Raw genomic sequence first — 26,014 nt, 5'->3', positions numbered from 1 at the left:
TGGCGCGGTGTGGCCACCCGCTACGACAAACTCGGCGCTCACTATCAAGCCACCCTCGACCTGGTCGAGATGCTCGACTGGCTACGCGCCGTCCCCGACGGACTTGATCCGCGAGACAGAACCTAGGGGGCCGTCCGACGGATCACGAGGGGCCTGCGCCGAGGCCCAGGCGGCGGCTGACGGCAGCCGCGGAACGCCCACACACATCACCCAGGCCCTCGCCACACCCGCTTGACATCCATAGGGGCATCACGAGGTCGAAGCACACAGCGCCAAGACCACGGTGAGGCCGCACGACCAGCGACGCCTCCCTCCGCCCGACCCGGCGGCCTGGCGAGCAGGGCCGATATGCGACCGTCCTGCGGCCGACGTCAGCCACCACCTTTGACCGCGCCGCAGACCCGCGTGATCCGCCGGGCGGACCCTAGTGCACGGTGGTGCTGGTGGTGGTCGCGTCGGTCGGGTGGGTGGCCACCGTGCGCGGACCGGGGGCGACGAAGACGTCGGACGGGGCTTCGTTGGCGGCCTGGTCGGCGGCTGCGGTGGTGCGCCGGCGGCGGAGCTCAGTGGGCAGCACCAGCAGGGCGATCAGGACGCCCGCTCCGCCGACGGTGACGAAACCCCAGGGCGGGGACAGGGTGTCGGCGGCGATGCCGGCCAGCGGGCCGCCCAGCGCCACGCCCACGGTGAGCGCCGAGTTGTGCAGACCCATGGCCTCGCCCCGGGCCGCGGCCGGGATCATGCGGCTGATCGCGTCGGCCGTCGAGGTGATCAGCGGGGCGCACAGGGCACCGGCCGGGATCAGCAGCAGCGCGATCAGCCACCAGTGGGCGCCGCCCAGGCTGACCACCATGGTGGCGACGGCCAGCGGGACCAGGATGACCACGGGCGAGAACGAGCGGCTCATCGTGCCGTAGGCGAAGCCGCCCAGCAGCGAGTAGAACGCCCACAGCGACATCACCAGGCCCGACCAGGCCAGCTCGCCGTTGTCGCGCAGCACGGCCACCAGCGCGACGTCGGTGCCCGAGAGCACCAGGGTGGCGGCCATGGTCACCAGCAGCACGGCGACGAAGCGGGGACCCAGCCAGCTGCGCCGCGGCACCCGCTCGCCGGCCGTGATCGGAGCCTCGTGTGCGGCCCGGACCGGCGGGTTGAGCAGCCACAGGCCGAGCCCGGAGAGCAGGATGCCGACGGCCAGCATGAGCATCGCCCAGCGGCCCCCGGCGGTGGTGGCGACCAGCACGCCGAGCGCGGGCCCGGTCATGAACGACAGCTCGGTGGTGATCGAGTCGAGCGCGAACGCCGGCTTGCGATGGGCCTCGGGGGTCAGCGCGCTGATCGACTGGCGGGCCACCGAGAAGGCGGGCAGGGCCAGGAACCCGCCGAACAGGGCCATGACCAGCAGCGTCCAGTAGGGCACGGCCTGCGCGGCCGACCAGAAGACGACCTCGGCCACGGTGGTGAGCACGAGCACCAGGCGCAACCCGCGCCGGTCGATCAGGCGGCCCATGACGGGCGCCCCGACCGACCCGCCGATGGTGAACGCCGCGCCGATCAGGCCGGCCGCGCCGTAACCCCGGCCGAGGTCGGTGACCACGTGCAGGGTGAGCACGACGGCCCCGGCCGCGATCGGGATGCGGGCGAGCGTCGCCACCGCCAGCAACGACTTGATGCCGGGCAGGGCGAGCGTGTCACGGTAAGGCTTGAGAAGCATGTGGTTCCTGACCTCCGGGGCTCATCCTGCCTCGGAGGTACGACAAAAAACCAACTACTTCATCGGGGCGAAATTAGGACGCAACGACCGGGGTGCCCGTTGTCTCGATCGCGGCGTCGCGGAACTGCTCGAGCGCGGTAGCAGTCGTCGCGGCCGCGACACCAGCGGTGAGCTCCAGCAACACCGTCGTCGCGAACCCCTCGGCCTTGGCGTCGAGCGCGGTCGCCCGTACGCAATGGTCGGTGGCGATCCCCACCAGTTCGACTTCCGTCACATCCCGCTCGCGCAGCCACGCGGTCAGGGTCTCGCCACTGTCGGTGTGACCCTCGAAGCCCGAGTACGCCGCCTTGTGCTCGCCCTTGTGGAACACCGCCTCGATTTTGCCGGTGGCCAGCTCGGGGTGGAACTCGGCGCCGGACGAGCCGACCACGCAGTGCGCGGGCCACGTGTCGGTGTAGTCGGGGTGGTCGCTGAAGTGGTTTCCGGGGTCGATGTGCCAGTCCTTGGTCGCGACCACGTGGTCCCAGCGGTCGCCCGCCTTGTCGAGCACCAGCGAGATGCCCGCCGCGACCGCCGCACCCCCGGCCACGGCCAGGGACCCGCCCTCGCAGAAGTCGTTCTGGACGTCGACGATGATCAGCGCGCGTGTCACGGGAACCCCTAGGCGGTCGGAACGATGGTGACGGGGATGGCCGGGTCGCCGGCCGAGAGCTTCAGGCCCTCCCACGGTATCGAGATCAGACACTGCCGCAGGTGTTCCCGCGACTCCTGCAGGGTCGGCAGCTCGACCGGCTCGCCCGCGACGATGAACGACCGCTGCAGGAGCCGGTCGTTGGCGGCGTGATCGGGCAGTCCCTGGGAGACGACGATCTCTTCGGTCGCGGTGCCGGTCGGCTTGTGCCGGCGTACGGCCGTCTTACGTCCGCCCACCGTCGCCTTGTTTTCCGAGCGCTTGACCACCGGGCGCCCCTCGACCTCGACCAGCTTGTAGACCAGGCCCGCGGTCGGCGCCCCCGATCCGGTGACCACTGCGGTGCCGGCGCCGTACATGTCCACCGGCTCGGCGGCGAGCGAGGAGATCGCGTACTCGTCCATGTCGCCCGAGACGACGATCTGGGTCTCGGTCGCGCCCAGCGAGTCGAGCAGCTCGCGCGAGTGCTGGGCCAGCACCGACAGGTCGCCCGAGTCGATCCGGACGGCCCGCAGGTCGGGCCCGGCCACCGCGATCGCGTTCCGGATGCCCTGGGCGATGTCGTACGTGTCGACCAGCAACGTCGTGTTCTTGCCGAGCGCGGCCACCTGGGACGCGAACGCCGTCGGCTCGTCGTCGTGCAGCAGCGTGAACGCGTGGGCCGAGGTGCCGGTGGTCGGGATGCCGTAGAGCGCGCCCGCGGCGAGGTTGGAGGTCGAGGCGAACCCGGCCAGATAGGCGGCCCGGGCGGCGGCGACGGCCGAGTCCTCGTGGGTGCGGCGCGAGCCCATCTCGATGATCGGCCGCCCGCGGGCCGCGGTGACCATGCGGGCCGCGGCCGAGGCGATCGCCGAGTCGTGGTTGAGGACCGACAGGATCAGCGTCTCGAGCAGCACGCACTCGGCGAAGGTGCCGCTGACGGTCATGATCGGGGAGCCCGGGAAATAGAGTTCGCCCTCGGCGTAGCCGTCGACGTCGCCGGTGAAGCGGTAGCCGGCCAGCCATTCGGCGGTCTGGTCGTCGACCACGCCCGTGCGGCGCAGGAAGTCGAGCTCGGGCTCGCCGAACCGGAAGTCCCGGATCAGCTCGATCAGCCGGCCCACGCCGGCGACCACGCCGTAGCGTCGTTCGCCGGGCAATCGCCGGGCGAAGACCTCGAAGACACAGCGGCGACCGGCGGTGCCGTCGCGGAGCGCGGCGCTGACCATGGTCAACTCGTACTGATCGGTCAGCAACGACGGCGACAAGGAGTTCACGATCCCCACCCTATTGCGCGCGACGGCCCCTTACGAACCGCGTCCTGACCTGCGGTTCGGCGTTCCGGTTCACCGATGCGGCAAAACCGGTGGCACCATGGTGGGCATGGCGCTGCCACAGGTCGCTCCCGTCGAGAGCCCCGAGATCGAGGAGGCACCCGCTGATGATCGGCCGTGGGTGACCATCGTCTGGGATGATCCGGTGAACCTCATGTCGTACGTGACCTGGGTTTTTCAAAAGATTTTCGGCTTCTCCAAGGAGAAGGCCGAGGCCCTGATGCTCGACGTGCACAACAAGGGCCGGGCGGTGGTCAGCTCCGGTGCGCGCGAGCGCATGGAGATGGACGCCAACCAGCTGCACGGATACGGTCTCTGGGCCACGGTGGACCGGGACTGAAGACCGCGGGAGAGGGTAGATGTTCCGACGCAACGGCAGCCAGTGCGTGGCCACGTTCGCGGTTGACGAGGTGCGCGTGCTGCGCAAGGTCGCCGGCGAGGTGGTCGGTCTGCTGACCGACGGCATGGATCACACCGATCCGGTCGTCGGCCGCCTCTTCCCCGACATCTATCCGGATCGCCCGGACGACTCCGACGAGTTCCGTCTCTACACCGAGGGCGATCTCAAGACCGGGAAGATCGATCAGGCCGGGGCGATCCTGGCCGCGCTGCCCGACGAGGGCGAGGGCGAGGTACGCCTCGACGGCGAGGCGGCCGAGGCCTGGCTGCGCGCGATCAACGACGCCCGGCTGGCCATGGGCACCCGGCTCGACATCCAGGCCGACACCGACCTGGGCGAGGAGCTCGACGAGGCGGTCCTGCGCGACCCCGGTTCCAGCCGGGTGTTCCAGCTCAGCGTGTACGCCTATCTCGGCTATCTGCAGGAGTCGTTGCTGAACGCGCTGCCTGAGATCGAGTGAGCACAGCCACGTCCGTACCGGGGAAATCTCACGGTAATGTGAACGACGTGCTGACCATCGACAGCGCGATCGTCGACGCGATCGTCGCCCACGCCCGCCGGGACCACCCCGACGAGGCCTGCGGTGTGGTCGCGGGCCCGATCGGCAGCGACCTGCCGACCCGGCTCATCCCGATGGACAATGCGGCCCGGTCGATGACGTTCTACGAGTTCGACTCCATGGAGCAGCTGCGGGTGTGGCGCGAGATGGACGACAACGACGAGGAACCGGTGGTCATCTACCACTCGCACACGGCGACCGAGGCGTACCCGTCGCGCACCGACATCTCCTTCGCGGGCGAGCCGGGCGCACATTACGTTCTTGTCTCCACCCGCGAGCCCGACTCGGAAGAGATCCGGTCGTTCCGCATAGTGGACGGCGTGGTGACCGAGGAAGAGATCAACATCGCGGATGCGACGGTGGACGCGTGATGGCGTGCGCTGTGCAGTCGTACATGTTCGGGCAGAGCCCGGTGTCGGTCTTCTACGAGTGTCGCTGAGGACATTCGACCCATCAGAAGACCCTGCCCTCAGTTCGACCTTCCTTCAGGAGCATTCACCGTCATGGCTATCGAAGTCCGCGTTCCCACCATCCTGCGCAGCTACACCGGCGGCGCCAAGATCGTCGAGGGTGCCGGCGAAACGCTGAGCGCGCTGATCGACGACCTGGACGCCAAGCACAACGGCTTCAAGGGGCGTCTCATCACCCCCGAGGGCGGACTGCACAAGTTCGTCAACATCTACGTCAACGACGAGGACGTCCGCTTCCTCGGCGCGCTCGAGGCCAAGCTCAGCGACGGTGACTCGGTCACCATCCTCCCGGCCGTGGCCGGTGGCGCGCTGGGCTTCGCGGCCGCGGCAGCGATTCTCGGACGCTGACGTCGTGGCTCGCTACGAGAGCCTGCTGGACGCGTGTGGGGGCACGCCGCTCGTCGGCCTGCCCCGCCTGTCGCCGACGGTGCCCGAAGGGGCACCGGCGGTGCGCCTCTGGGCCAAACTCGAGGACCGCAATCCGACCGGCAGCATCAAGGACCGGCCGGCGCTCTTCATGGTGCGCGAGGCCGAGGAGTCGGGCCACCTGCACCCGGGCGACACCATCCTCGAGCCGACCAGCGGCAACACCGGCATCGCCCTGGCCATGGTGGCCAAACTGCGTGGCTATCGCATCGTCTGCGTGATGCCGGAGAACGTGTCGGCCGAGCGCGTCCAGCTGCTGCGCATGTACGGCGCCGAGATCATCTTCTCGCCGGCCGCGGGCGGCTCCAACCAGGCCGTGGCCACCGCCAAGCAGATCGCGGCCGAGCATCCGGACTGGAAGATGCTGTTCCAGTACGGCAACCCGGCCAACGCCCGCGCGCACTACGAGACCACCGGTCCCGAGCTGCTGCACGACCTGCCGACCATCACGCACTTCGTGGCCGGCCTGGGCACCACCGGCACGCTGATGGGCACCGGCCGCTTCCTCAAGGAGAAGGTCGACGGCATCCAGATCATCGCCGCCGAGCCGCGTTACGGCGAGCTGGTCTACGGGCTGCGCAACATCGACGAGGGCTACGTGCCCGAGCTGTACGACGCCACGGTGCTCGACCGCCGGTTCTCGGTCGGCACCCGTGACGCCGTGCTCCGCACCCGCCAGCTGGTCGAGGTCGAGGGCATCTTCGCCGGGTTCTCCAGCGGCGCGATCCTGCACGCCGCGCTGGCCGTGGCGCACGAGGCGGTCAAGGCCGGCCGGCGGGCCGACGTGGCCTTCGTGATCGCCGACGGCGGCTGGAAGTACCTGTCGACCGGTGCCTACGGCGGCACCCTGAACGACGCCGAGGAAGCCCTCGAAGGGCAGTTGTGGGCCTGAGCGCCGGCTAATAGAGCGCGGCGATCAGCACGTCGATGGCGAGTGGGCCGGTGGAGCACACCAGAAGCAGCCACGGCAGGAACGGGCGGTGGATCGACAGGAATGCGCCCACCGCCAATCCCACGCTCATCAACCCGAATAGGGCGAGAGTCGGCACGAACCAGAATGCCGCGCCGCCGAAGACGGTGACGAATGCGGTAATACCGACGCCGATCGCGGTGAGGCCGAGTCCGGCCGCCCAGAGCGCCATCGCGAGGACCCGCGCGGTGCTGGGCGCCGGATCGTCCGGGGCCGGAAATCGGAAAAGTGTTTCGTCGTCCGGTGATCCCGCCCCGGTCGGTGTACTCTCCCAGCCACCGAACGGCATGATCGCCGCCGCCTCGGTACGCGTGGTGCGGTCCTTCTCGACCGTGGTCACGTTGCCCCCGCCTGTTTGGTCCTCAGAAGTCCTCACTTTGTGCAACGCAAACGACTCACCGGACGTAACGGGAATTGCGCTAATGGCCGAGGTCACGGGCGGTGTGATGTACGTTGTCGATTTAGCGACAAATCGATCAGACGTTTACATGGCGCGCAGGTCCCGGCGTACGCTTCGCTCCGTGATTGACTGGTCTGAGGATGTCAGCACGGACCGGTCGGGCGGGGCGTGTTCGACCCAGCGTGAGCCAAAGGGACCCGCATGCGACTGACCGTTCTCGGCTGTGCCGGCAGTTTTCCCGGCCCCGAGTCGGCTTGTTCCGCCTATCTCGTCGAGGCTGAGGGCTTCCGGCTGCTGATCGATTTCGGCTCGGGTTCGCTGTCCGCGCTGCAGCGTTACTCCGACCTGAACAAGATCGACGCGATCATCCTCACGCATCTGCACTGCGATCACATGCTCGACGCGTGCACCTACATCGTCGTCCGTCGCTACGACCCGTCCGGTCCGCAGCCGCCGGTGCCGGTCTACGCGCCCCTGGGCGCGGCCGAGCGCATCTCCGCCGCGTACAGCCAGGACAACGAGCCGGTCGATGACGTCTACACGTTCTACGGCCTGCAGCCGGGCACGTTCCCGATCGGTCCCTTCACGATCACGGTCGACCGGGTCAACCATCCGATCGAGACCTATGGCGTACGGATCGAGCAGGGTGGACGGGTGCTGGCGTACTCCTCGGACACCGCGCCCTGCGAACCGCTGCTGCGACTCGCCGCCGGCGCGGATTTGTTTCTGTGTGAGGCCAGTTACCTCGACGGCGCCGACAACCCCCCTGGCCTGCACCTCACGGGTGGTGAGGCGGGTGAGGCGGCGACCAAGGCGGATGTGGGCAAACTGTTGCTGACCCATCTGGTCCCCGCGTGGGTCAGCGAGGCATCTATTGTGGATGCCGCCGTGGCCGCGTTTGCGGGACCGGTTGAGGTCGTGCGCCCAGGTGCCCGCTACGATCTCTAGGCCCTGGACCGGGGCGGGGGCACGGTCAGAGCGCGGGAGCACCAGCGGATCGTGATCTTGGAGTTGTTGGATGCGCATCGTTCGTCTGGCCAACTTCGTGACAACCCATTCGGGTGGCCTGCGGACAGCTCTCCGTAATCTCGGTGAGGGCTATCAGCAGGCCGGGCACGAAGCTGTCCTGATCGTTCCCGGACGTCAGCGCTCCGACAAGATGACCTCGCAGGGCCGCGTGATCACCCTGCCCAGCGCGCCCCTCCCGCGTACGGGCGGATATCGCGTGATGACCGGACGCCGGGAACTCACCCAGCTGCTCGACGAGCTGGAGCCCGACCGTCTCGAGGTTTCCGACCGCACCAGCCTGCGCTGGACCGGCGGCTGGGCCCGCAGCCGTGGGGTCGGCTCGATGATGGTGTCGCACGAGAGCCTGGCCGGGCTGCTCGGTGTCTGGGGCGTACCCAAGCGGGACGCCGTGGCCGACAAGTTCAACCTGCGCACGGCCGAGTTCTTCGACCAGATCATCTGCACCACCTCGTTCGCCGCGGCCGAGTTCCGCCGCCTGGGCGTGCCCAACCTGACCGAGGTGCCGCTCGGCGTCGACCTCGACGAGTTCCACCCGGCCCGGTTCGACGAGAGCATCCGCGAGCGCTACGCCCGGCCCGGCGAGCTGCTGATCGCCTTCGCCAGCCGGCTCTCCGGCCAGAAAAGGCCTGAGCTGGCCGTGGACACGATCGGCGTGCTGCGCAACGACAAGGTGCCCGCGGTGCTCGCGGTGGCCGGAGACGGCGTACGGCGGGCCGCGCTGGCCTATCGTGCGGCCCGCCTGCCGGTCCGCTTCACCGGCCACATCGCCGACCGCCGGGTGATGGCCGCCCTGCTCGCCACGGCCGACGTCGTGCTGGCCCCGGGCCCGGTCGAGACGTTCGGCATGACCGCGCTCGAGGCGCTCGCCTGCGGCACCCCGGTCGTGGTCAACGAGACCAGCGCCCTGCCCGAGGTCGTGGGCGACGCCGGGGTCGCGGTGCCGGGCACCGGCGAGGGCTTCGCCGCCGGCGTCCGCGAACTGATGGAGCGTCCGGAGCCCGAGCGCCGGGCCGCCGCCCGCGCCCGGGCCGAGCATTTCGGCTGGCCGCAGGCAGTCGACGGCTTCCTGCGGGCGCACGGCGCGCTGCCCGAGGTGGCCCTGGCCGGTCGTCAGCGACCCACCGCCGTGCTGCGCCCGGCCGTGCCCCGGCCCGCCGGTCCGACGCTCGGCTGAGTTATCCACAGTTCGCGGTTGTCCACAGGCAGTGGGGCGGGCGCAGCGGTCCGTGGCCGGGCCTAATAAGGTTCTCCCATGGCACGCCCCGACGGCCGCTCGGCCGACCAACTGCGACCGGTGACCCTCTCTCGGCACTGGAGCATCCACCCCGAGGGGTCGGTGCTCGTCGAGTTCGGCAACACGCGAGTGCTCTGCACGGCGAGCGTCACCGAGGGTGTCCCGCGCTGGCGCAAGGGGTCCGGCCTCGGCTGGGTCACCGCCGAATACGCGATGCTGCCCCGCGCGACGAACACCCGCGGCGACCGCGAGAGCGTCAAGGGCAAGGTCGGCGGCCGCACCCAGGAGATCTCCCGCCTGATCGGCCGCAGCCTGCGGGCCTGCATCGACCTCAAGGCGCTGGGCGAAAACTCGGTTGTCCTCGACTGTGACGTGCTGCAGGCCGACGGCGGCACCCGCACGGCCGCGATCACCGGGGCCTACGTCGCCCTGCACGACGCGGTCACCTGGCTGGCCGGGCGCAAGTCGCTGGCCGGCAAGGTCGACGCCGTCATGCACCGCTCGATCCAGGCCGTCAGCGTCGGGATCATCGACGGCGAGCCCCGGCTCGACCTGATGTATCTCGAGGACGTCGACGCCGAGGTCGACATGAACGTGGTGTGCACCGGCGACGGCGACTTCGTCGAGGTGCAGGGCACCGGTGAAAATGGCGTGTTCCGCCGCGACCAGATGGACGCCCTGCTCGACCTCGCGCTCGCCGGCTGCACCGACCTGGCCGCCGCCCAGCAGAAGGCGCTGGCGTCGTGAGCGCCCGGCTGCTGCTCGCCACGGCGAACAAGAAGAAGCTGGTCGAGCTCCAGCGGATCCTCGACGTGTCGCTCGGGGCCAACCGCATCGAGCTGGTCGGACTGGCCGAATTCGAGGGCTACCCCGACGTGCCCGAGACCGGGCTCACCTTCGGGGAAAACGCGCTGATCAAGGCGCGCGAGGGGGCCAAGCGCACCGGCCTGCCCACGGTGGCCGACGACTCGGGGCTCGCGGTCGACGCGCTCAACGGCATGCCGGGCGTGTTCAGCGCCCGGTGGTCGGGCGGCCACGGCAACGACGACGCCAACCTCGACCTGGTGCTGGCCCAGATCTCCGACGTGGCCGACGAGCAGCGGGGCGGCGCCTTCGTCTGCGCGGCCGCGCTGGTGCTGCCCAACGGCCGTGAGCATCTGGTCGAGGGCCGGCAGGCGGGCCGCATCCTGCGGGCGCGCCGGGGCGAGGGCGGGTTCGGCTACGACCCGATCTTCCTGGGCGACGGTCAGGAACGCACCAACGCCGAGCTCGCGCCGACCGAGAAAGACGCGATCAGCCACCGGGGCAAGGCGTTCCGCGAGCTGTCCAAGGTGATCGCTCGCGAGGTCACGAACTAGAGGCGCGTTTCACGAGTGCGAGCGCGCTCAGGGTGCGGGGCGTGGAGTGCGAGCGCGCTCAGGGTGCGGGGTGCGAGCGCGCTAGAGGCGAGGGCGCACTCCGTCGAGCGCCAGGGTGGCCAGGCGGGCCGCCTCGGCGCCGGCGTCGGGGCTGGTCTCGGTGGCCAGCGAGACGGCGTTGACCAGCGTGAGCAGGTCGACGATGGTCACCTCGGGGCGCACCGCGCCGGCCGCCTGGGCCGGGCGCAGCAACTCGTCGCCGGCCTCGACCAGGAGAGCCTCACAGGTGCTCGCTGTCGTGCTCGGGGAGCCGCCGGGCCCGTTCGCGGTCGTGTTCGGCGTGCCGCTGGGCCCGTTCGCGGTCGTGCCGGGCGTGCCGCCGGGTCCGCCCGCTGTCGTGTTCGGCGTGCTGCTGGGCCCGTTCGCGGTCGTGCCGGGCGTGCCGCCGGGTCCGCCCGCTGTCGTGCTCGGCGTGCTGCTGGGCCCGCTCGCTGTCGTGCTCGGCGTGCCGCTGGGCCCGTTTGGCGTGCCGCTGGGTCCGCTCGGTGTGCCGCCTAGCAGCGACTTGGCCAGCCCGCGGGTGGTGGCGCCGTAGGCGGCGAGCTCGCGCAGCCAGTCGGCCAGCGCCCGGCCCGGGTCGTCCCCGGCCGCGGCGAGCTGGTGGGCCCGGTCGCACAGGGCCACCACGCGATCGTGGAAGACGGCCTCGAGCAGCGACTGCCGGGACGGGAAATGCCGGTGGAGCGTGGCCGAGCCCACGCCGGCCCGGCGGGCGATCTCTTCGAGCGAGGCATCGGCGCCGGCGCGGGCCACCTCGGCCTCGGCGGCGGCGAGAATCTGTTCGTAGTTACGCCGCGCGTCGGCGCGCATCGGCCGGGTGGCTCCCACGCCCCGGAAGCCTAGTGGGTCATGTACGTCGCCACACCCATTGCCGTGCCCACCCGCTCGGCGGTCTCGGCCGACGTGCGGTTGAGGGCCTGCAGGGGCTCGTACTGGCCGGGTGGCGCCACGACCGTACGCACCGGACGGTCCCCGCCCTCGATCAGCTTGACGACCGCGTCGGCCACCTCACGCGGGTCTCCGCCGACCGATGCCGACCGCTCGACGATCGCGTTGGTGAAGCCGCCGAACGCCTCCGCGTAGACACCGAGCCGTTCCAGGTCGGCCGGCATCGCGGCGTTGACCCCGATGTTGGTCGGGTAGGAGGCCGCGTCGATGATCACCGACTCGATCCCGTGCGGGGCGAGCTCGTGCCGCCAGGCCTCGGTCAGGCTCTCGAGCGCGGCCTTGCTCGCCGCGTAGAGGCCGGTGAACGGGGTGGTGACCAGGCCCGCGACCGATCCGATCTGGATCAGCAGGCCGTTGCCCCGGGCGCGCAGGTGGGGGAGGGCGGCCCGGTTGACGCGCAGGGCGCCGAGCACGTTCACGTCGAACTGACGCTGCGCCTCCTCGGCCGTGAACGCCTCGAGCGGGCCAGGGAAGATCATCCCGGCGTTGTTCACCACCACGTCGATCCGGCCCGCGGCAGCCATGATCTCGGTCACGGCCCGGTCGGCCGAGCTCTGGTCGGTGACGTCGATCTCGACGACCCGCAGCCGCCCGCCGTCGCTCGGCAATCCGTCATCGCGCCGGCCGACGACTTCGCCGGGCTGGCCGACGACGACACCGGGCCGGTCGGCGTCGAAGCCGGGCTGGCCGGCGACGAAGCCGGTCAATTCGGCCGCGGCCCGGGCGTTTCGTCCGGCGATGTCCCGCAGGCCCGCGAAGACGGTGTGCCCCCGGCGGGCCAGGGCCTCGACCGTCAACCGTCCGAAACCGCTGCTGGCGCCCGTCACCAGAACCACGCGCTCGCTCATCGTTGTGCTCCCTGAGAATGAAGTGGGGTACCGCCCCGTTTCCATCTCCACGATAACCGGAGGGGTGCCCCACTTGTCAACGAGCGGGATTTTGTTGAAGGTGGGAGTATTGGAGGCTCGGCCCACGAGCCACCTGGGGGAAGCCATGCCGCTGAGGATCGCCGCACTAGCCGCGGCCACCGTGCTCGTCGGGTTGTCCGCGCTCTTCGCGATCGAGCCGATCAGCTCCGCCGACAGCGTTCCCGCGGCCACCACCTCGGCTGACGCGGCGACCTACGTCGTCGTCGAGCCGCCCACGTACAGTGACTGCCCGTGGGCGACTTCTCCCGAGGCTTAGAAGTGCAGGAGCTCAGTTCGCTCCCGTACGCGAAATTCCTGCGCCCGCTCGACGAGGAGCTCGAACGCGACGGCGACTACACCGAGGTGCACATCGACAACGCCGAGTTCGACGAGGTCGAGGCGGGGGGCTCGCGGTTCTCCGAGAGCGCGATCACCTCGGTCACGTTCACCGGGGGTTCCTTCGATCGCGTACGCCTCGACGACGTCTGGATCTCACGAAGCCGCTGGATCGGCGGGGGCTGGGCCGAGGCCGATCTGATGAACGTGTCGATCCTGGACGGGGTTCTCGCGGGCGTGCAGGCGTACGGCTCGCAGTGGCGCCGCGTCGTCGTGCGGAACTGCAAGATCGACAGCCTGAACCTGCGCGGCTCGCGACTGCAGGACGTCGAGTTCCGCGACTGCGACCTGGCCGAGGTCGACTTCGGTCAGGCCACGCTGGCCGGCGTCACGTTCCCGGGCTCGTCGATCCGGCGGGCGCGCTTCACCAAGGCGACCGTCAAGAAGCTCGACTTCCGGGGCGCGCGCACGCTCGACGTGGCCGAGGGCTGGGAGTCGCTGCGCGGCGCGGTCATCGACAGCACCCAGCTGATGGAGTCGGCCGCCGCCCTGGCCCAGACCCTGGGCGTGAGTGTGAAAGACCGCTGAGCCCCGGCCGGGTCAGGAGCGCAGGCGTTCACGCGCCTTTCGCAGCACGCGTAAGGCGAAACCGGGCCGGGTCAGCACCGAGGGTGGATCGACCAGATGCTGGACGCGGACAAAGGTGCGATTGACCTCGGCGTCGATCTGCGAGGCGTAGGCGATCCGGCGCGAGTACCAGTTTCGCAGCGCGATTCCCCGCGGGCGGGGGCCGGTCGTCTGGGGATAGACGAAGTCGCCGCCGACCGCGAACTGCCACGGCACCTGCACGATCTCGGCCACCCGCGCGTAGTAGGCGCGGGCCATCGCCGTGCTCGCCCGGCCGCCGTGCTGGTCGAGCGCGGCGCCCAGCGCGACCGCGGACATGGCCGCGCAGGTCATCCCCTGGCCATAGATCGGGTTGAAGCTGCAGACGGCGTCGCCGAGCGCCACGTAACCGGCCGGGGGCGACTCCAGCTGCTCGAACAGGCGCCGCCGGCTCGACGGGAACCGGAACACGGCCGGGTCGCCGAGCGGTTCGGCCCGGCTCATCACCTCGGCCACGATCGGGTCGGGCAGCTCGCGCGCGTGCCGTTCGAGGCTTTCCGGGTCGGTGGGCGGGTCGCTCAGATGCCAGCCACCGATCGCGATCAGCCAGCGGTCGTCCTCGATCGGCAGCACCAGGCCCGACATCCGCTGCTCGGGCGCGGTGGGCAGCACGAACGCCGCGTCCCAGCCCGGCAGGTCGTCCGGGCGGCGCCGATAGATCCGGGTCGAGTAGGCGACGCCGACCTTGACCTCGAGCTGCGCCGGGGAGGAAAGGCCCAGCTCACTCAGCCACCGGTCCGATCGGGCGCCCCGGCCGGTGCCGTCGACCACCAGATCGGCGTGCAGGACCTCGCCGTTGTCGAGAATCACCCCGGTCACGCCGACCGAGGCGCCCGCCGGGTCGCCCGCGCGGCCGGCCGGGTCGCCCGCGCGGCCGACCGAGACGCCCGCCGGGTCGCCCGCGCGGCCGGCCGGGTCGCCCGTCGGGTCACTCGCGCGGCTAGCCGGGTCGCCCGCACTGCTTTCCGGGCCGGCGGTGGCGCTGGTCAGGCCGGACACGGCGACCTGGTCGCGCACGATCACGCCGGGCAGCGCGGTGACCCGGCGACGGAGCGCGGCCTCGAGCTGGGGCCGGCTGACCGACACGAGGTCCATGCCGGTCGGCTCCTGGGGCCAGCGCCGGCCCAGTCGATAGGTGCACAACCCCAGGCCGGTGTCGAAGCGGGATCCGCCCGCTTCGACGAGTTCCTCCGACAGGCCGGGAAACAGCGTGCTCAGTTCTTCCCGCCCCGCGACGAGCAGAATGTGCGGCGCCGAACTCTGCGGCACGCCCCGTCGGGGCCGGGAGCCGGCCGGTAACTCGTCCCGATCAAGAACGGTCACGCGCGAATACCGGTCGCTGAGGACGCGGGCGGCGGCCAGTCCCGCCATGCCCGCGCCGATCACCACTGCATGCGAGTCCACAATGGCAACCTACCCAGGCCGCGCCCCGCCGTGGGACCCGCGAAGAGCAACGCGGCGCGTCCCGCTGGGGGACTCGCGAAGGGCGGCCGCGGCGCGCTCCGCCGGGGGACTCGCGAAGGGCGGCCGCGGCGCGTCCCGCTGGGGGACTCGCGAAGGGCGGCCGCGGCGCGTCCCGCCGGGGGACTCGCGAAGGGCGGCCGCGGCGCGTCCCGCCGGGGGACTCGCGGAGGGACCGCGGCGCGTCCCGCCGGGGACCCGCGAAGAGCGACCGCGGCGCGTCCTGCCGGGGGACCCGCGAAGAGCGACCGCGGCGCGCACTGCTGTGGGTCCGCGACGGCCTACCGCAGAGCGCCCGTCGCGCTTTCGATCCGGGTGCGCAGGTCGCGGCCCGCGACCACGGCACGGGCCGCCTCCAGGGCCGGGGCCAGGAACAGGTCGGGGCCGGGGCGGCCGGCCGAGGGTTCCAGTGCTTCGATGGCCGCACGCCCGGCCGGCGAGGGCTGCAGGGGAGCGCGAAGCTGCAGACCGCGTACGGCGGAAATCAGCTCGACGGCCAGAAGCGACGTCAGGTTGTCGAGCACCGTGCGCAGCTTCTTGGTGGCGGCCCAGCCCATCGAGACGTGGTCCTCCTGCATGCCGCTGGTGGGCAGCGAGTCGACCGACGCGGGGGAGGCGAGGCGGCGGTTCTCGGCCACGATGCCGGCCGCCGTGTACTGGGCGATCATCAGACCCGAGTTCACGCCGGCGTCGGGGGACAGGAACGGCGGCAGGTCACGGTTGCGGGTCACGTCGAGCAGGCGGTCGACGCGGCGTTCGGCGATCGCGCCCACCTCGGCGGCGGCGATGGCCAGGAAGTCGGCCGCGAACCCGAGCGGCGCACCGTGGAAGTTGCCGGTCGACTCGACCCGCCCGTCCGGCAGCACCACCGGGTTGTCCACCACGGACACCAGTTCGCGCGCGGCGGTCGTACGGACGAAATCCAGCGTGTCCCGGGCCGCGCCGGCCACCTGGGGAGCACAGCGCATCGAGTACGCGTCCTGCACCGCGTGGGCCAGGTCGTCCCGGTGCGAGTCCATGATCGTGGAGTCCTGGAGCAGGGTGAGGATGTTTGCGGCGGACGCCGACTGGCCCGGATGCGGCCGGATCGCGTGCAGCTCGGGCCGGAACGGGCGCTCCGAACCGAGCATCGCCTCGATCGCCAGCGCCGCCGTCACGTCGGCCATGGTGAACAGGTGCGCGGCGTCGTCGATGGCCAGCAGCAGCATGCCGAGCATGCCGTCGGTGCCGTTGATCAGGGCCAGCCCCTCCTTGGCGGCCAGCTCGAGCGGCTCCAGCCCGGCCGTGTGCAGGGCCTCGGCGGCGGCCAGGCGGGCGCCGTCCTTGCCGAGCACCCAGCCCTCGCCGAGCAGCACGACCGCGCAGTGCGCGAGCGGAGCCAGGTCACCCGACGCGCCCAGCGAGCCGTGTTCCGGCACCCACGGGGTGATGTCGTGGTTGAGCAGGTCGGCCAGGCCCTGCGCGAGCACCGGGCGCACACCGGAGTGACCGAGGGCGAGCGACCGCAGCCGAAGGAGCATCATCGCGCGGACGACCTCGCGCGGCATGGGCGCGCCGATCCCGGCCGCGTGCGAGCGGATGAGCGCGTGCTGCAGCTCGGCCCGGCGCTCGGGGGCGATGGACGTGTTGGCCAGGGCGCCGAAGCCGGTCGACACCCCGTACACGGGCTTGCCGGAGGCCTCGATGTTGTCGACGATGGCCCGGCTCGTGGCCATGGCGGCCACGGTCTCGGGGGCGATCTCGACGCGGGCGTTGTCGCGGGCGACCGCGAGCACATCGGCGGGGGTGACGCCGGTGGGTTGAACGGTTACGACCTTCATTGGGGGGCTCCGTTGTGCACGACTGTGCTGATCAGGGGGACACCGGGACGGTAGGCCAGGTGCAGGTGGGACGGCGCGTCGAGCACGATCAGGTCGGCCCGCGCGCCGACGGTCAGCCGGCCGATGTCGTCGCGGCGCAGGGCCCGCGCGCTGCCGGCGGTGGCCGCGTGCACGGCCTCGGCCGGGGTCATCCGCATGTCGCGGACGGCGAGCGCGATGCAGAACGGCATCGAGGACGTGTACGACGAACCGGGGTTGCAGTCCGTGGCCAGGGCGACCGTCACGCCGGAATCGATCAGCCGGCGCGCATCGGGATAGGGCGACCGGGTCGAGAACTCGGCGCCCGGCAGCAGCGTGGCCACCGTGTTCGACCCGGACAGCGCGGTGATGTCCGCATCGCTCAGATGCGTGCAGTGGTCGGCGCTGGCCGCGTCCAGTTCGACCGCCAGCTGTACGCCCGGACCGGCGACCAGTTGATTGGCGTGCACCCGGGTCAGCAGGCCCGTGCGGGCGCCGGCCTCGAGGATCGCGCGCGTCTGATCGCCGTCGAACGCCCCGCGATCACAGAAGACGTCGATCCATTTCGCGTACGGGGAACAGGCCTCGAGCATTTCGGTGCAGACGAGCTTCACGTACGCGTCGGGGTCGCTCCCGGCCGGCACCACGTGCGCGCCCAGGAACGTCGTCTCGGTCGTCAGCTCCCGGGCCAGCCGCAGCGACCGCGCCTCGTCGTCGACGTTCAGCCCGTAGCCACTCTTGATCTCGATGGTCGTCGTGCCCTGGCGGAGCGCCTCGTCGACCAGGCGTTTCGCGTTGGCCCGGAGTTCGTCGTCGCTCGCCGCCCGGGTCGCCGCCACCGTGGTCCGGATGCCGCCGCCGGTGTAGGGCTCGCCGGCCATCCGGGCCCCGAACTCGGCCGCCCGGTCACCGGCGAACATCAGATGCGCATGGCTGTCGACGAAGCCGGGCAGCACCGCGCTCCCGGAGGCGTCGATCCGCTGATCCGCGGCGGGGGCACCGGCCGACGGGCCGATCCACGCGACCCGCCCGTCTTCGATCACCAGAGCGGCATCGTGCCGGAGACCGAGAAGCCCGTCACCGTCAGCGGGATTGTTGGTGACGAGCTCACCGATGTTGTCGACCACAATGCTCATTTGTCGCTCACTTCGGCGCTCGCGAGTTTGTTGCGTGGTTCCGCGCTCGCGAGTTTGTTGCGTGGTTCCGCGCTCGCGAGTTTGTTGCGTGGTTCCGCGCTCGCGAGCTTGTTGCGCGTTTCCGTGCCCGCGAGCTGGTCACTCGCACGGCGATTACCGGTCAGCGCCGCGATTGTCTCGCTCAGTTCGCGCGGCACGTCGATCGACGTGTGCCGGCTGTCGGCCACGATGACCCGGCCGTCGGCGACCACATGGGTGATGTCGGCCGCGGTCGCCGCGAGCACGGCCTGGTCGGGGGAGACGCCGGCGGTACGGACGCTGTCGAGACCCACGCACACGAAGTCGGCCCGCATGCCCACGGCGATCTCCCCGGCGTCGGTCCAGCCGATCGACTCGTGGTTGGCCGCCGCCGCGATCAGCTGGGCCGGCGTGAAGCGCCCCCGCTGCTCGGTGGCCAGCCGGTCGTTCATCTCCAGCGCGCGCAACTCCTCGAGCTGGTCGATCACCGCGTGACTGTCGCTGCCCAGGCTGAGCCGGGCGCCCGCGTCGGAAAGCCGACGCGCCGGTCCGATGCCGTCGGCGAGGTCCCGCTCGGTCGTCGGGCAGAAGCACACGTGGTGATTCCCGAGGATCTCGACGTCACGATCGGTGAGGTGGGTGGCGTGCACCGCGACCGTCGACTCGCGCCACACGCCGTGGCGCTGGAGCAGTTCGGTGGGGGTGCAGCCGTACGCGGAAAGGGTCTGCTCGTTCTCGGCCCGCTGCTCACTGAGGTGGACGTGCACCGGTTGCCCGGCCGTGCGATAGGCGAACGAGGCCATCGCGCCCGCCGGAACAGCTCGCACCGAGTGCAGCGCGGCGCCGATCCGGGCGTGGGGCGAAGAACGCAGGCCGGCGACCCGGGCCGACCAGCCGTCGAGGTCGCCGTCGCCGAACCGGCGCTGCACGCCCTCGAGCGGCTTGCCGTCCACCGTGGCGGTCAGATAGAGCGTGTCCAGCAGCGTGATCCGGATCCCGGCGTCGGCCGCGGCGGCGATCAGCGCGTTCCCCATGGCGTTGGGGTCGGCGTAGGGCGTGCCGTCCGGACCGTGGTGCAGATAGTGGAACTCGCCCACGGCGGTGATGCCGGCCCGGGCCATCTCGGCGTAGACGGCCTTGGCCAGGGCGTAGTAGCTGTCCGGGTCGAGGCGTTCGGCCACCGAGTACATCAGGTCGCGCCACGTCCAGAAGCTGCCGCCGCCCGCGTGGGTGCGTCCGCGGAGCGCCCGGTGGAACGCGTGCGAGTGGGCGTTGGCGAAGCCGGGCAGGACCAGGCCGGGCAGCAAGACCGGCGTTCCGGCATCGCCCGAGTCGCCCAACGCCGAGCCGTCCGGGTCAGGGCGCACGGCCGTGATCACGCCGTCAGCCACCTCAATGGTGACATTTCGTGCCAGCGCCCCGCCTGTCCATACGTACGGGGAAAAGAAGGTTGTCATGTGAGGTCGCCGAGAACCGTCGCCAAGGCGCCGATGCCCGCCACGCAGTCCGCCTCGTCGGCGTGCTCGGCGGGGGAGTGCGACACGCCGGTCGGGTTGCGGACGAAGAGCATCGCGGTCGGCACGTGCGCCGACAGCACACCGGCGTCGTGCCCGGCCCCGGTCGGCAGGATCGGCGCGTCGCCCAGCAGCGTGGACAGCCGTGCCGCGAGCGAGGTCTCGAACGTCACCTCGGCGCTGAACGACTCCGACGTCACCGCGATCTCGGTGCCGTCGCGGCCGGCCCGCTCGTGGGCCCGCTTCAGGATCGCCTCGACCATGGTGTCCAGCGTCCCGGTCTCGGCGGCCCGGGCGTCCAGCCACCCCCGTACGAGGGAAGGAATGGCATTCGTCGCGTTGGGCTCGACCTCGACGCGAGCCATCGTGGCGTGGGCGCCGTTGAGCCGGGCCTCCTTGTTGGCCGCCAGCACCGTGTAGGCGAAGGTCAGCATCGGGTCGCGCCGGTCGGCCATCCGGGTCGTGCCCGCGTGGTCGCCGTGCCCGGTGAAGTCGAACCGCCACCGCCCGTGCGGCCAGATCGCGCTGGCCACCCCGACCGGCACCTCGAGCGCGCGGCCCTGCTCGATGTGCAGCTCGATCAGCGCGCCGATCCGGCTGGTCAGGCCGGGCAGCCGACCGGCCGGGGTGTCGCCCAGGGCCTCGCCGAACGTGATGCCCTCACGGTCGGTCAGCGCCGCCGCCTGCGCCGGCTCGATCGCACCGGACAGCAGGCGGGAGCCCAGGCACGGGACGCCGAACCGGCCGCCCTCCTCCTCGACGAAGGCGACCACGGCGATCGGCTTGCTCGGCACGTGCCCCTGGCGGCGCAGCTCGTCGACGGCCAGGAAGCCGCTGACGATGCCGAGCGGTCCGTCGAACCCGCCACCGTGCGGCACCGAGTCGAAGTGCGAGCCGGTCAGGATGGCGTCGTGCCCCCACTGGTCGCCCCACCAGGCGAACAGGTTGCCGTTGCCGTCGTCGGTGACCGGCATGTCGCGGCGTGCGGCCTGGTTGCGGAACCAGTCGCGCAGCACCAGCTCGGGCTCCTCGAGCGCATACCGCAGGTAGCCGCCCTTGGGAGCCCGGCCGATCGGCGCGATCCCGTCCCAGAGTTCCCGGAAAGTCACTTAGGCGTCCCGTCGCATGGGGATGTGCACGCCCGCGGCGGCCGCCGACTCGTAACCGGCGTCCACGTGCCGGATCACGCCGGTGCCCGGGTCGTTGGTCAGCACCCGCTCGATCTTCTGCCCGGCCAGCTCGGTGCCGTCGGCCACACAGACCTGACCGGCGTGGATCGAGCGCCCGATGCCGACGCCGCCACCGTGGTGGATCGACACCCAGCTCGCGCCGCTGGCCGTGTTGAGCAGGGCGTTCAGCAGCGGCCAGTCGGCGATCGCGTCGGAGCCGTCGAGCATGGATTCGGTTTCCCGGTACGGGGAGGCGACCGACCCCGAGTCGAGGTGGTCCCGGCCGATCACGATCGGTGCCGACACCTCGCCTCGCGCGACCATGTCGTTGAAGCGCACGCCCGCCTTGTCGCGCTCGCCGTAGCCGAGCCAGCAGATGCGCGCGGGCAGACCCTGGAAGGCGACCCGCTCCTCGGCCATCTTCATCCACCGGGCCAGCGACTCGTTCTCGGGGAACAGGTCGAGCACGGCCTTGTCGGTCGCCGCGATGTCGGCCGGGTCGCCGCTCAGCGCGGCCCAGCGGAACGGGCCCTTGCCTTCGGCGAAAAGCGGCCGGATGTACGCCGGCACGAAGCCGGGGAACTCGAAGGCGCGCTCGAAGCCGGCCAGCTTGGCCTCGCCGCGGATCGAGTTGCCGTAGTCGAACACCTCGGCGCCCGCGTCCATGAACCCGACCATGGCCGCGACCTGCTTGGCCATGCTGGCGCGGGAGCGGTCGGTGAATTCCTCGGGCTTCGTCCGGGCGTATTCCGGTGCATCCTCGAGATCGATACCGACCGGGATGTACGACAGCGGGTCGTGCGCGCTGGTCTGGTCGGTGACGATGTCGATCTCGAAGCCACGGGTCAGGATCTCGGGGAAGACCAGGGCGGCGTTGCCGACGATGCCGATGGAGACGGCGCGCTTGTCCTTCTTGGCGGCGGCCGCGCGAGCCAGGGCGTCGTCCAGATCATCGGCGATCTCGTCGAGGTAGCGGGTCTCGACCCGGCGCCGCAGACGCGACTCGTCGATGTCGACGATCAGGCAGACGCCGTCGTTCATGGTCACGGCGAGGGGCTGGGCGCCGCCCATGCCGCCGCATCCGCCGGTCAGGGTGATGGTGCCGGCCAGCGTGCCGTTGAACCGCTTGGCGGCGACCGCGGCGAACGTCTCGTACGTGCCCTGCAGGATGCCCTGGGTGCCGATGTAGATCCACGACCCGGCGGTCATCTGGCCGTACATGGTCAGCCCGAGGTTCTCGAGCCGCCGGAATTCCGGCCACGAAGCCCAGTCGCCGACCAGGTTCGAGTTGGCGATCAGCACCCGCGGCGCCCACTCGTGCGTGCGGAACACGCCGACCGGCCGGCCCGACTGCACCAGCAGCGTCTCGTCGCCCTTGAGCTCGTCCAGTTCGCGGACGATCGCGTGGTAGGACGGCCAGTCCCGGGCGGCCCGGCCGGTGCCGCCGTAGACGACGAGGTCTTCGGGGCGCTCGGCCACATCCGGGTCGAGGTTGTTCATGAGCATCCGCTTGGCGGCCTCCTGCGGCCAGCCCTTCGCGGTGTACGCCGCGCCGCGAGGCGCCCGGATCTCCGACATCGTTGCCCTTCCCTACAGTCTTCTAGGCTTGAAAAATGTTGCGGCGGGAGGCCGTGGCCTCGAACGCCTCGAGTCGCTGCTGCACCGGCTCGGGGTCGGCGTCGCACATCGCCTGCAGCAGCACCATGGCCATCGCCATCGGCCCGGTGTGCAGGTCGAACACGAGCCGGGTGCCGACCGCCGCGGGCAGCACGACGTCGCTGTGCTCGGCGACCGGGCTGACCGCCGAATCGGTGATGGTGACGACGGCCAGCCCCATCGCCTTGGCCTCACGGATCGCCTCGAGCGACTCCCGCGGATAGCGCGGCAGCACCAGCGCCAGCATCGCACCGGCACCGGCCGCGCGGGCCTGATCGAGCCGGTCGAGCAGACTCGTGCCCCCCGCGTCGAGTACCCGCACATCCGGGTGCACCTTGCTGGCGAAGTATCCGAAATAGCCGGCCAGGGGTGCGGCCGACCGCAGCCCGAGCACCGGGAGGGGCCGGCTTCCGATCAGAAGAGAAGCAGCTTCCCGTACGTCGTCCAGCCGCTCGAGTTGCTCCCGCAGCCGCTCGAGGTGGGCCGCCTCGGCCGCCACCGCCCCCTGCAGGGCGTTGTGATCCTGGCCGCGGTCACCGTCGGCACCACCGGTGAGCTCCCGCAACACCCGTCGCAGGGCCGGATAGCCCTCGTAGCCGAGCGCGATCGCGAACCGGGTGACCGACGGCTGGCTGACCCCGGCGATCCCGGCCACCTCGGCCGCGGACAGATAGGCAGCCTTGCCCGCGTGCTCGACCAGGCAGTGCGCGATCCGCCGCTGGGTCGGCGTGAGCCGCACCCCGGCAAACAGGTCGAGGACCTTGACCGCTCCTTCATTCACCTCAGCACTGTATGCATAAAAACTTTCAGCGCGCTAGGGTGACCGCATCTTTGACCGCACGGTCTAATATTTGACCGTGCGGTCAGAAAATGAAGTGCTCACGAGAACGCAGAAGGCGCGGCAGCAGGACATCATCGCCGCCGCGATCGTCGTGCTGGACACCGACGGGTTCGCCAACGCGTCCGTCGAGCGGGTGGCCCAGGAGGCCGGCACCAGCAAGGGGACCGTCCTCTATCACTTCAAGAGCAAGGAAGGCGTCCACGAGGCGGTCGTCCGGCTGCTCTACGACAACGGCACCGCGTACATGGCCGAGCGGATCCGCGCGGAGAAGTCCTCCCGGGACCGTCTGCGGGCATACCTCGGGTCCAACCTGCGGTTCATCGCCGAAAATGCCGCCCACGTCCGGGCCGTGCACCGGATCCTCCAGAACGCCGGTGGTCGCATCGAGGTCGCCGACGGCGTCGAGCCGCTGCGTGACCTGCTCGCAACCGGACAGCAGCGGGGCGAGTTCGGACAGTTCGATCCGCAGGTCGTCGCGCTGATGACGCGGGCCTTGATCGACGCGGCCTCGTTCCACTTCACCGCACATCCGGATCTCGACGTCGAGCACTACGTCGCCGAGACGATCCGGTTCTTCGAGAAGGCAACCGCCAAGGAGGAATCCTGATGCGTACCGTCAAGTGGCTCGTCGGCACCTACGCCGCCCTCAGCACGCTCACGGTCGCGGCGATCTTCATCTTCGCCGCGGTCGCCCCGGGCCTGGTCACGCCCGCTGCCGAGGTGCGGGGCGTGATCGTGGCCGTGACCTCGTACCTCACCCTGATCTTCGCCTTCCGCGCCGCGAGCGGAAGCGCGCGGGCGTTGCTCCGGCTACGCATCGTGGTCGCGGTCATCCTGGTCGCGATCGTCGCCGTGCTGCTCTTCCTGCCCTTGCCGGCCTGGATGGTCGTCGAACAGGCCGTCTGCGGCGTCATCCTGGCCGCGGTGGCCGCACTGATCCTGCGGCCGATGCCGGCGGAGCGCGGGCACCGTGAGGCGCTCAGCACCGACTGAACGTGCGCCCGGCCGGACGCGAAGGGGGGATCGTGTCCGGCCGGGCCGTGGTGGGGAACTTGTTCAGGAACAGCGCGGGGCGTCCGCCGCCAGGTTCGCGTCCAGCTGGGCGGGCTGGGTGGTCGCTACCGTCGTCGATTCGACTACCGGGGCCGCTGCGGCGGTGGTGGCCGACGGCGTGGGGGCGGCGGTGGTCTTGGTCGGCTTGGGGGTGGGCTTCTTCGTGGCGGCGGTGGTCTTCTTGGTGGCCGGGGCGGGTGCCGACTCGGGCTGCCGGACCACGCTGCCGGCCAGCTTGGCGGTCGTCTTCTGGGTCTTGCCGACGGCCAGCTTGATGTTCGCGACGGTGACCGAGTTGCCGTAGATGTCGGCGATCTTGACCTTGAACGGGCCCTTACCGGCGCCGCTGGGGATCGTCCAGTAGTTGTAGTCCTCGCGCGACGCGTTCTTGAAGCTGCCGCCCGAGCCCGCGATCTTCACCGAGGCCAGCTGGTTCGAGTGGTTGTCGATCAGCACGCTCAGCCAGTACTGCGAGGAGCCTTCCTTCACCCGTACGGAAATCGGGCCTGGAACCGCCGCCCCGGGAACCGACTTGTAGGTGATCGGGATGATCCCGGCCGACTGCGCGCCGATCTTCTTGAACGCGGTGAGGCTCAGGTCGAGGTGACCGGCCGGGCACTCCGGGCAGGAGTCGATGACCTTGACCCGGGTCTTGCCCTTGGGTCCGGTCACGTCGATGTAGGTGCCGCAGGCGGCGCCGTTCGAGTACTGGTTGTGCTGACCCAGCGCCACGAACAGGTCGTCGGCCGGCGGGCTCGGGAACGAGCAGTTGCCGAGCGTGCCGTCGAGCGAGAAGTACGTCGCCTTGCCCTTCTTGGCCGTGGTCGACGGCGGGGTGGCGCAGGCGGCCCCGCTGTTCTGGAGCACGAGCGTCACTCCGAGGACGGCGGCGAGCACGGCGGCGCCTCCGAGAGCGAGCCAGCGGGGCGAGAACACGCGAGATCCGGTCACGCAGAGGAACCCTGCCGTCGTGGGAGCGCTCCGGCAACCCACCTAAGACAGTCCTAAGGTTCCGGTGGCGGGCTTCACCCGATCATCCGACCCCGACCGGGTCACCGACGTGCACGACGCCCGACATATCGGGAATCAGGTTGATCGCGAAGAGCAGCCCGTCGTCGAAGCGCCGCCGTGCGCCCAGCATCCGCAGCGGCTGCTTCCCCTTCTCACCGGTCTCCTGATCGATCGTGGTCACCACGCACCGGGCGCACGACTTGGCCGCCCGGAACGGCACGTCACCGATCAGCAACCGCTGCCCGAGCCAGTCGTCCTCGGCCCAGGGCGGGGCGCCGCCGACCACGATGTTGGGCCGGAACCGGGTCATCGGCACCGCCTCGTCGCCCGCCTCGACCAGCCAGTCGTTGAGCGCCGAGAGCGAGCTCTCGTTGGCCAGCAGCACCGGGTAGCCGTCGGCGAAGCTGACCCGGTCGTCCGGCCGGGCGTGCGTCTCGATCTTGCGGCCGGTCGTGTCGGCCTGCCAGACGAGCCGGGCGTCCCGTCCCAGGAACCGGCTGGTCCACTCGCTCTCGGCGACCCGCGCGGGGGCCGGCCCCTTGCTGCGGAACACCCGCACGATCTCTTCGGGGCCGTCGATCGGCTCGTCGACACTCAGCGGAAGCAGGCCGGGGACGCGGAGCTCGAGGCCGCCTTCCCGGGGGATCACGGTCAGTTGGGTGAGCCTCGGGGTGTCGCGCTGCGTGATGCCGATGCCCTCGTCGTCGACCATCAGCCAGCGGCGGTCGCCGGCCAGGCCCCAGGGTTCGACCGGGGTGCTTTGGTGCTCGATGCGATGACAACCCTTTACCGGGTACGTGTACAGGGCCGTGATCCGCATAACCCAGCCTGACAC

The 26,014-nt window shown here is 70.8% G+C and carries 27 protein-coding genes and 1 pseudogene; 13 read left to right on the top strand and 15 right to left on the bottom strand.

Features of this window, described 5'->3' with window-relative positions; all coding sequences use genetic code 11:
- Nucleotides 1-424 precede the first annotated feature (424 nt).
- The 3 genes from KOI35_RS39940 to KOI35_RS39930 form a co-directional block, all read right to left on the bottom strand.
- Nucleotides 425-1,714: an MFS transporter gene (locus tag KOI35_RS39940; RefSeq protein ID WP_215794614.1), complete on the bottom strand. Its 1,290-nt coding sequence runs from the start codon at nucleotides 1,712-1,714 to the stop codon at nucleotides 425-427.
- A 73-nt stretch (nucleotides 1,715-1,787) separates the two neighbouring features.
- Nucleotides 1,788-2,366 (bottom strand): isochorismatase family protein, encoded by a 579-nt coding sequence (locus KOI35_RS39935; RefSeq protein ID WP_215794612.1) that lies wholly within the window; start codon nucleotides 2,364-2,366, stop codon nucleotides 1,788-1,790.
- Nucleotides 2,367-2,374: 8 nt separating this feature from the next.
- Complete coding sequence (locus tag KOI35_RS39930) at nucleotides 2,375-3,661, bottom strand: nicotinate phosphoribosyltransferase (protein WP_215794609.1); 1,287 nt, start codon at nucleotides 3,659-3,661, stop codon at nucleotides 2,375-2,377.
- A 106-nt stretch (nucleotides 3,662-3,767) separates the two neighbouring features.
- Here KOI35_RS39930 and clpS point away from each other — a divergent pair, with 106 nt between their 5' ends.
- The 5 genes and pseudogenes from clpS to KOI35_RS39905 all read left to right on the top strand — a co-directional run bounded on the left by clpS (nucleotide 3,768) and on the right by KOI35_RS39905 (nucleotide 6,465).
- The gene (clpS, locus tag KOI35_RS39925) at nucleotides 3,768-4,058 is read left to right on the top strand and encodes an ATP-dependent Clp protease adapter ClpS (protein WP_203378873.1); all 291 of its coding nucleotides are present in this window, start codon (nucleotides 3,768-3,770) and stop codon (nucleotides 4,056-4,058) included.
- Nucleotides 4,059-4,077: 19 nt separating this feature from the next.
- Nucleotides 4,078-4,578 (top strand): DUF2017 domain-containing protein, encoded by a 501-nt coding sequence (locus KOI35_RS39920; RefSeq protein ID WP_215794606.1) that lies wholly within the window; start codon nucleotides 4,078-4,080, stop codon nucleotides 4,576-4,578.
- A gap of 47 nt (nucleotides 4,579-4,625) precedes the next feature.
- A pseudogene (locus KOI35_RS39915) lies at nucleotides 4,626-5,116 on the top strand (M67 family metallopeptidase).
- Between the two features lie 64 nt (nucleotides 5,117-5,180).
- Complete coding sequence (locus KOI35_RS39910) at nucleotides 5,181-5,495, top strand: MoaD family protein (RefSeq protein ID WP_215794602.1); 315 nt, start codon at nucleotides 5,181-5,183, stop codon at nucleotides 5,493-5,495.
- Nucleotides 5,496-5,499: 4 nt separating this feature from the next.
- A complete protein-coding gene (locus tag KOI35_RS39905; protein WP_215794600.1) occupies nucleotides 5,500-6,465 on the top strand; it encodes a PLP-dependent cysteine synthase family protein in 966 nt (321 codons plus the stop codon).
- A 7-nt stretch (nucleotides 6,466-6,472) separates the two neighbouring features.
- Here the strand turns inward: KOI35_RS39905 and KOI35_RS39900 are convergent, their stop codons facing one another.
- Nucleotides 6,473-6,883: a hypothetical protein gene (locus tag KOI35_RS39900; protein WP_215794598.1), complete on the bottom strand. Its 411-nt coding sequence runs from the start codon at nucleotides 6,881-6,883 to the stop codon at nucleotides 6,473-6,475.
- Nucleotides 6,884-7,144: 261 nt separating this feature from the next.
- Here KOI35_RS39900 and KOI35_RS39895 point away from each other — a divergent pair, with 261 nt between their 5' ends.
- The 4 genes from KOI35_RS39895 to rdgB all read left to right on the top strand — a co-directional run bounded on the left by KOI35_RS39895 (nucleotide 7,145) and on the right by rdgB (nucleotide 10,564).
- Nucleotides 7,145-7,891: an MBL fold metallo-hydrolase gene (locus KOI35_RS39895; RefSeq protein ID WP_215794595.1), complete on the top strand. Its 747-nt coding sequence runs from the start codon at nucleotides 7,145-7,147 to the stop codon at nucleotides 7,889-7,891.
- Between the two features lie 70 nt (nucleotides 7,892-7,961).
- Nucleotides 7,962-9,146, top strand: coding sequence for a glycosyltransferase (locus tag KOI35_RS39890; RefSeq protein ID WP_215794593.1), 1,185 nt, complete (start codon nucleotides 7,962-7,964; stop codon nucleotides 9,144-9,146).
- A 78-nt stretch (nucleotides 9,147-9,224) separates the two neighbouring features.
- Nucleotides 9,225-9,953 (top strand): ribonuclease PH, encoded by a 729-nt coding sequence (gene rph / locus KOI35_RS39885; protein WP_215794591.1) that lies wholly within the window; start codon nucleotides 9,225-9,227, stop codon nucleotides 9,951-9,953.
- Nucleotides 9,950-10,564: an RdgB/HAM1 family non-canonical purine NTP pyrophosphatase gene (rdgB, locus tag KOI35_RS39880; protein ID WP_215794589.1), complete on the top strand. Its 615-nt coding sequence runs from the start codon at nucleotides 9,950-9,952 to the stop codon at nucleotides 10,562-10,564. Before rph ends, rdgB begins: the two co-directional genes overlap by 4 nt.
- An 81-nt stretch (nucleotides 10,565-10,645) precedes the next feature.
- Here the strand turns inward: rdgB and KOI35_RS39875 are convergent, their stop codons facing one another.
- Together KOI35_RS39875 and KOI35_RS39870 are read right to left on the bottom strand one after the other, a co-directional pair.
- The gene (locus KOI35_RS39875; protein ID WP_308121360.1) at nucleotides 10,646-11,452 is read right to left on the bottom strand and encodes a TetR/AcrR family transcriptional regulator; all 807 of its coding nucleotides are present in this window, start codon (nucleotides 11,450-11,452) and stop codon (nucleotides 10,646-10,648) included.
- A gap of 11 nt (nucleotides 11,453-11,463) precedes the next feature.
- Nucleotides 11,464-12,420, bottom strand: a complete 957-nt coding sequence (locus KOI35_RS39870; protein WP_215794587.1) for an SDR family oxidoreductase — start codon at nucleotides 12,418-12,420, stop codon at nucleotides 11,464-11,466.
- Between the two features lie 145 nt (nucleotides 12,421-12,565).
- Here KOI35_RS39870 and KOI35_RS39865 point away from each other — a divergent pair, with 145 nt between their 5' ends.
- Nucleotides 12,566-12,757, top strand: coding sequence for a hypothetical protein (locus KOI35_RS39865; protein WP_215794585.1), 192 nt, complete (start codon nucleotides 12,566-12,568; stop codon nucleotides 12,755-12,757).
- Nucleotides 12,733-13,404, top strand: a complete 672-nt coding sequence (locus KOI35_RS49175; RefSeq protein WP_215794583.1) for a pentapeptide repeat-containing protein — start codon at nucleotides 12,733-12,735, stop codon at nucleotides 13,402-13,404. Before KOI35_RS39865 ends, KOI35_RS49175 begins: the two co-directional genes overlap by 25 nt.
- Before the next feature lie 12 nt (nucleotides 13,405-13,416).
- Here KOI35_RS49175 and KOI35_RS48020 read toward each other — a convergent pair whose 3' ends face one another.
- The 7 genes from KOI35_RS48020 to KOI35_RS39825 all read right to left on the bottom strand — a co-directional run bounded on the left by KOI35_RS48020 (nucleotide 13,417) and on the right by KOI35_RS39825 (nucleotide 23,055).
- Complete coding sequence (locus tag KOI35_RS48020) at nucleotides 13,417-14,886, bottom strand: NAD(P)-binding protein (protein ID WP_308121359.1); 1,470 nt, start codon at nucleotides 14,884-14,886, stop codon at nucleotides 13,417-13,419.
- A gap of 338 nt (nucleotides 14,887-15,224) precedes the next feature.
- Nucleotides 15,225-16,763, bottom strand: a complete 1,539-nt coding sequence (gene hutH / locus KOI35_RS39850) for a histidine ammonia-lyase (RefSeq protein ID WP_215794581.1) — start codon at nucleotides 16,761-16,763, stop codon at nucleotides 15,225-15,227.
- Nucleotides 16,760-17,917 (bottom strand): imidazolonepropionase, encoded by a 1,158-nt coding sequence (hutI, locus tag KOI35_RS39845; protein ID WP_215794579.1) that lies wholly within the window; start codon nucleotides 17,915-17,917, stop codon nucleotides 16,760-16,762. Before hutI ends, hutH begins: the two co-directional genes overlap by 4 nt.
- Nucleotides 17,914-19,392, bottom strand: a complete 1,479-nt coding sequence (locus KOI35_RS39840; protein ID WP_215794576.1) for a formimidoylglutamate deiminase — start codon at nucleotides 19,390-19,392, stop codon at nucleotides 17,914-17,916. The genes hutI and KOI35_RS39840 overlap by 4 nt, the downstream gene beginning before the upstream one ends.
- Nucleotides 19,389-20,558, bottom strand: coding sequence for an allantoate amidohydrolase (locus KOI35_RS39835; RefSeq protein WP_215794574.1), 1,170 nt, complete (start codon nucleotides 20,556-20,558; stop codon nucleotides 19,389-19,391). The genes KOI35_RS39840 and KOI35_RS39835 overlap by 4 nt, the downstream gene beginning before the upstream one ends.
- Nucleotides 20,559-22,196: a urocanate hydratase gene (hutU, locus tag KOI35_RS39830; protein ID WP_215794571.1), complete on the bottom strand. Its 1,638-nt coding sequence runs from the start codon at nucleotides 22,194-22,196 to the stop codon at nucleotides 20,559-20,561. It abuts the gene before it with no gap.
- A 22-nt stretch (nucleotides 22,197-22,218) separates the two neighbouring features.
- The gene (locus KOI35_RS39825; RefSeq protein ID WP_215794569.1) at nucleotides 22,219-23,055 is read right to left on the bottom strand and encodes a MurR/RpiR family transcriptional regulator; all 837 of its coding nucleotides are present in this window, start codon (nucleotides 23,053-23,055) and stop codon (nucleotides 22,219-22,221) included.
- A gap of 94 nt (nucleotides 23,056-23,149) precedes the next feature.
- On the opposite strand from KOI35_RS39825, the gene KOI35_RS39820 reads away from it, so the two are divergent.
- Together KOI35_RS39820 and KOI35_RS39815 are read left to right on the top strand one after the other, a co-directional pair.
- Entirely contained in the window at nucleotides 23,150-23,722 is a 573-nt protein-coding gene (locus KOI35_RS39820) for a TetR/AcrR family transcriptional regulator (protein WP_308121358.1), read from the top strand.
- Nucleotides 23,722-24,108 carry a hypothetical protein gene (locus KOI35_RS39815; protein WP_215794564.1) on the top strand — a complete coding sequence of 129 codons (387 nt, stop codon included), beginning with the start codon at nucleotides 23,722-23,724 and terminating at the stop codon, nucleotides 24,106-24,108. Before KOI35_RS39820 ends, KOI35_RS39815 begins: the two co-directional genes overlap by 1 nt.
- A gap of 63 nt (nucleotides 24,109-24,171) precedes the next feature.
- Here the strand turns inward: KOI35_RS39815 and KOI35_RS39810 are convergent, their stop codons facing one another.
- Nucleotides 24,172-25,119 (bottom strand): expansin EXLX1 family cellulose-binding protein, encoded by a 948-nt coding sequence (locus KOI35_RS39810; RefSeq protein ID WP_215794562.1) that lies wholly within the window; start codon nucleotides 25,117-25,119, stop codon nucleotides 24,172-24,174.
- Between the two features lie 82 nt (nucleotides 25,120-25,201).
- Nucleotides 25,202-26,014: an MOSC domain-containing protein gene (locus tag KOI35_RS39805; RefSeq protein ID WP_308121357.1), complete on the bottom strand. Its 813-nt coding sequence runs from the start codon at nucleotides 26,012-26,014 to the stop codon at nucleotides 25,202-25,204.

Origin of the sequence: Paractinoplanes bogorensis (assembly GCF_018829635.1) — a bacterium.
Taxonomy (GTDB): Bacteria; Actinomycetota; Actinomycetes; order Mycobacteriales; family Micromonosporaceae; genus Actinoplanes; species Actinoplanes bogorensis.
This window is presented reverse-complemented; position numbering and strand designations above follow the sequence as displayed.